The organism is uncultured Dietzia sp., from assembly GCF_937873725.1.
Lineage (GTDB): Bacteria > Actinomycetota > Actinomycetes > Mycobacteriales > Mycobacteriaceae > Dietzia.
Map to the genome: position 1 here is coordinate 1 of NZ_CALMYY010000092.1, position 4,361 is coordinate 4,361.

Below are 4,361 nucleotides of genomic sequence, written 5' to 3' on the forward strand. Positions count from 1 at the left end.
TGGGACTTCATCTACTACTGGAACCACCGCTTCGATCACGAGAGCCGCTGGCTGTGGGCGATGCACGTGGTGCACCACTCCAGCGAGCGCTACAACCTCTCGACCGCGCTGCGCCAGCCCGTCGCGGAGGCGCTGACGATCTACGTGCCGTACGGGCTGCTCTCGCTGCTGGGCGTGCGGCCGGCGCTGGTGCAGGACGCGCGCGCGATCAACCTCATCTACCAGTTCTGGGTCCACACCGAGGTGGTGCGCTCGATCGGGCCGCTGGAGCGGGTGTTCAACTCGCCCTCCCACCACCGGGTGCACCACGGCAGCAACCGGCGCTACCTCGACCGCAACCACGGCAGCATCCTCATCCTGTGGGACCGCCTGTTCGGCACCTTCGAGCCCGAGGGGGAGCAGGTGGTCTACGGGCTGACGAAGAACATCGACACGTTCAACCCGGCGCGGATCGCCACGCACGAGTGGGTGGCGATCGCCCGCGACGTGTTCCGGTCGCGGACCTGGTCGGACCGACTGGGCCACCTGCTCCGCGGGCCGGGGTGGGCTGGGGCTCCGCGCATCGCCTGAAGAGAGCGTGCCGGAGCCGTGGGGACCGGAACGACTACTCGGTCGGCGCGTAGTCCGGGGCGGGGCTGGGGACGGGTGGGCGCCTGTCGGGGTCGACCCAGGTCACCCGGAAGTCCATCCAATTGCACCACTTCGCGAGCTCGCGGCGGTCGAGGCCGTATCGGCGGCACACCTCGTCGGCGTGAACGCCGTCGTCCATGTACTCGCTGACGGGCCGCATCATTCGGAGTTCTTCGTCATCTGGTGGCTGCATGGCCCCTGTCTATCGCGCGGGTCCGACATCGACAGCCGGAGCGGACGCCGCTGACCACGTCGTCGTCGGATTCCGCCTCCGTCAACCCAGCGAATGCAGGCTGAACGCGGCGAGGAACCCCAGGGTCGCGATGAGCCCCGAGTAGACGGCGGCCTTCTCGAAGGCCTCGGGGATCATGGTGTCGGTGATCATCGAGAGGATCGCGCCGGCGGCCAGTGCGTTGGCAAAGGCCACCACGCCGGGCGGCGCGCCGTCCAGGAGCAGGTAGCCGGCCAGGGCCGACAGGCCGGAGGCCACGGCGATGCCGCCCCAGACGCCCAAGACGTAGCCGGGGGACCGCCCGGACTTCTTCATGCCCGCGGTGCTGGACAGGCCCTCGGGGACGTTGGAGATCGCGACCGCCGCGAGGATCGGCACGCTGAGGCCACCGCCGGCGAGGAAGCTCAGTCCGAGGACCATCGATTCCGGGATCCCGTCGATCAGCGCGCCGAGGGCGATCGCCCCGCCGGTGCCGGGGCCGGAGGGATGCTGGTCGCCGGAGCGTTTGCGGTGCCGCGCCCCCCGGCGGGCCAGGAGGAGGTTGAGGCCCACGTAGACGAGCGAGCCGGCGAGGAAGCCCAGCGCGGTGGCCCGCAGGCCGGCCTGGTCCATCGCCTCCTGGACCAGTTCGAACGACAGCGCGGAGATCAGCACGCCGGAGCCGAACGCCATCACGGCCGCCACCAGGCCGGCGGGGACGGTGATGAACCACGCGATGGCGCTGCCCACCAGCAGCGCGCACCCGGCGAGGAGCCCGGCGCCGCCCGCCGCCAGCCAGTCCGGCATCGTGGCGGTCCTTTCCCGAGCGGAAGCGTGCTCAGCCCGCCGAGTCCGGATCCTCCCACGAGCGCTGGTGATCCCGGCGGAGTTCGGCCGCGAGCAGGCGCAGCGCCGTCCGGCGCACGGCCGAACTGAAGGGCCCGATGAGGAGCCAGTAGCGCCGGAACCGGCGGCGGCTCAGCGCGTCCGTGGTGGCGACCCTCGTCTCCAGCGTGAGGATGGACGAGTCGGTCCCGTAGCGGTCCACCCGGAGACCGGTCACGATCTTGGCGAAGCCCGGGGCGGCGAAGTCCGTGAACTCCTCGGCGGTGGTCGGCGTGGTGATCGGTACGGCGGAGGGCGACGCGTCCGCTTTCCACGGGCGGCTCACCTGGCCCAGGACCATCTCCACACCCGGAGTCTCGGCGAGCACGATCCACCCGAGGTCGACCATGTCGGCGAGCCGGAAGGTGGGCGCGTCCGCATCGGGGCCGGGGGTCCTCCCGGGAGCGTGCAGGACACCGCTCAGGCGTCGGGGCAGTCGTCTGACACCCATGGCGACCCGGATGAGCGGGGCCCGCAGGAGGTCCAGTGCCAGCACGCGGGCGTAGCACTGCGCGGGCGGGGCCCGGACGACGTCGGCGTGGACGACCGCGACGTCGTACCGGGGCAGGTACCGCTCGATGAGCAGCCCGGGACCCGCCCCGCCCTCGGTGGGATCGGGCCGAGCAGGTCGGTCATCCACTGCCACCCTCCTTTCGCCGGATGCCGGGGGTGGCGTCAGGGCGCCGTCGACCCGGGAACCCCCGCCAGGTGCTCGCCGAAGAACCGGATGATCCGAGCCCGGGCGTCGCCGGCCGCGGTCTCGTCGTAGGGGCTGCCCCGGCCGAGCACACGGAACACGGCGGGGACCTCGTCCGGCTGGTGGTCGTTGAGGAAGCCGTGCCCGACCCCGGGGTACTCCTTGACGTCGTGGTCCACGCCGAGCTCGCTGAGGGCCGCGTCGAGCCGGGCAGCCCCGTCGCGCACGGTGCGGTCGGCCCCGCCGAAACTGCCCACCACCGGGCACGCCCCCCGCAGGTACTCCGCCGTGTAGGCCTTCCTGCTCGCGGTGCCGTAGTTCACGGCCGAGGCCGCGAACGCCCCGTCGGGCGCGAGCACGAGCGCGTAGCCGCCGCCCATGCAGAACCCGATCACCCCGATCCGGCCGGTGCAGTCCTCCCGCGCGGCCAGCCAACGGCGTGCCGCGTCGATGTCGTCGAAGGATCGTCCCGCCTTGGCGCGGACCTCCCCGATCATCGCGATCAGGCAACGCATCTTCCCCGGTCCTCCGCGCGCGAACAGGTCGGGCGCGACAGCGAGGAACCCCTCGCCGGCGAGCCAGTCCGCCTGGCGCCGCAGATCCGGGGACATGCCCACGGCGTCGTGGACCACCACGACACCCGGCCACGGGCCGTCTCCCGCCGGCTCGGCGCAGTAGAACGGGAGCTCGCCGTGCTCGGTCTCGATCCCGGCGGACTCGCCCGAGCCGTCCTCGAGCAGGCGTTTGAGCCCTGCCCAGATCCGCCGCTCCTGACGCCGCCCGATCACGCCGACCAGCGGGCCGGCGAGCCGGGCCGGTCCGCCGACGGTCACCTCCCAGTCCCAGGAAAACAGAGTCCCCCCGGGGATCGGGTCGCAGCGCACCTCACCCTCGGCCACGGAGCCGGCCATGACACTGCGGGTGGCGATCCGGCGCGGGCGGTCGAACGCGGTGCACTCGGTGGTGAAGTGGACGGGTCTGCCCCGGGTGCGCATGGTGGCCCGGAACCTCGTACCGACCCCGATCGGGCCGTCGGTGAGCTTGACCGAGTCGACCATCCCCGGGTTGTAGAGGACCTCATGGCGCTGGTCGGCCACCACGTCAAAGACCTCCTCGGGCCCTCTCGCGATCTCGATGCCGCCCCGGATCCTGCTCATGCCGGGCGTCGCCCCTCGCTCTCCTCGGGCGGTTCATCCGCCGAGGTGAGCCGGAAGACGGGGTGATCGCGAGGATCCGGCATGCGGGTGAAGAAGCCGTCGACGGACCGGCTCGCCATTGCGTTCAGTGAGGTGCGGTAGGCCGCGATCACCGGCGCCCGGTCCGCGACCGGCACCTCGACGGCACGCGTGACCACCGGCGCCTGACCCCGGTGGCTCAGTTCGGCCACCCCGCTGGCGCGCAGGTTGCGGACCCATTGCGAATCGCCGTAGGGAGACACCAGATACCGCTCGCCGTCCACCACGACAGGGGTGACCGGTACGCGCTGGGCACGCCCGGATCGTCGCCCGGTGACTGTGAGGGTGGCGATATCGCCAGGGTTGAGCTTGGACACGATCGGGTTGACGACCCGCCGGGTGAAAGCCGGCGGTTTGATGTAGATCATGGTTCTCGCACGCCCTTTCCTGTGATGGATTCCTCGTGGGGGGTGGGGGACCGTCATTTCATTGCAGCACCGCGGGGGGAGCCGGTCAACGACGGCCAGGTCACGATCGACACCCGCCGCCCGGGCCGGCGGCGGGCGGATTCGCGACCGCGACGGTGGGCGCCTGTCTACGCTCCTGACATGGGCAGCAGGGCGGGTCGGGTGGCGTGGTCTCCGGTGGCGATCGGGGCCGCGGCATCACGGATGCTGGCGCTGCTGGTGGCCGTGGCGCTCGCCGTGGTGGTGGTGCCGCTGCACCGGGGGCCCGCGGCGGCGGCCGCCGGCCTCCCCGCCGG

The 4,361-nt window shown here is 72.0% G+C and carries 6 protein-coding genes; 1 reads left to right on the forward strand and 5 read right to left on the reverse strand.

What is annotated here, in order from left to right; all coding sequences use genetic code 11:
- Positions 1-570 (forward strand): sterol desaturase family protein (locus tag Q0444_RS09685; protein ID WP_299023084.1); only part of this gene is annotated, 570 nt, incomplete at its 5' end.
- Positions 571-604: 34 nt separating this feature from the next.
- Here Q0444_RS09685 and Q0444_RS09690 read toward each other — a convergent pair.
- The 5 genes from Q0444_RS09690 to Q0444_RS09710 all read right to left on the reverse strand — a co-directional run bounded on the left by Q0444_RS09690 (position 605) and on the right by Q0444_RS09710 (position 4,026).
- Positions 605-823 carry a hypothetical protein gene (locus tag Q0444_RS09690; protein ID WP_291080624.1) on the reverse strand — a complete coding sequence of 73 codons (219 nt, stop codon included), beginning with the start codon at positions 821-823 and terminating at the stop codon, positions 605-607.
- An 81-nt stretch (positions 824-904) separates the two neighbouring features.
- Positions 905-1,648 carry a ZIP family metal transporter gene (locus Q0444_RS09695; RefSeq protein WP_299023086.1) on the reverse strand — a complete coding sequence of 248 codons (744 nt, stop codon included), beginning with the start codon at positions 1,646-1,648 and terminating at the stop codon, positions 905-907.
- 31 nt (positions 1,649-1,679) lie between these two features.
- Positions 1,680-2,366, reverse strand: a complete 687-nt coding sequence (locus tag Q0444_RS09700; protein ID WP_299023088.1) for a hypothetical protein — start codon at positions 2,364-2,366, stop codon at positions 1,680-1,682.
- Between the two features lie 35 nt (positions 2,367-2,401).
- Positions 2,402-3,580 carry a dienelactone hydrolase family protein gene (locus tag Q0444_RS09705; RefSeq protein ID WP_291080627.1) on the reverse strand — a complete coding sequence of 393 codons (1,179 nt, stop codon included), beginning with the start codon at positions 3,578-3,580 and terminating at the stop codon, positions 2,402-2,404.
- On the reverse strand, positions 3,577-4,026 hold the full coding sequence (locus Q0444_RS09710; RefSeq protein ID WP_299023090.1) for a nitroreductase family deazaflavin-dependent oxidoreductase: 450 nt from the start codon (positions 4,024-4,026) through the stop codon (positions 3,577-3,579). The genes Q0444_RS09705 and Q0444_RS09710 overlap by 4 nt, the downstream gene beginning before the upstream one ends.
- Positions 4,027-4,361 lie beyond the last annotated feature (335 nt).

What these genes read in the sequence shown, in the direction of transcription:
- Q0444_RS09690 (WP_291080624.1), bottom strand. Translation starts at nt 823, where the DNA reads ATGCAGCCACCAGATGACGAAGAACTCCGAATGATGCGGCCCGTCAGC.
- Q0444_RS09695 (WP_299023086.1), bottom strand. Translation starts at nt 1,648, where the DNA reads ATGCCGGACTGGCTGGCGGCGGGCGGCGCCGGGCTCCTCGCCGGGTGC.
- Q0444_RS09705 (WP_291080627.1), bottom strand. Translation starts at nt 3,580, where the DNA reads ATGAGCAGGATCCGGGGCGGCATCGAGATCGCGAGAGGGCCCGAGGAG.
- Q0444_RS09710 (WP_299023090.1), bottom strand. Translation starts at nt 4,026, where the DNA reads ATGATCTACATCAAACCGCCGGCTTTCACCCGGCGGGTCGTCAACCCG.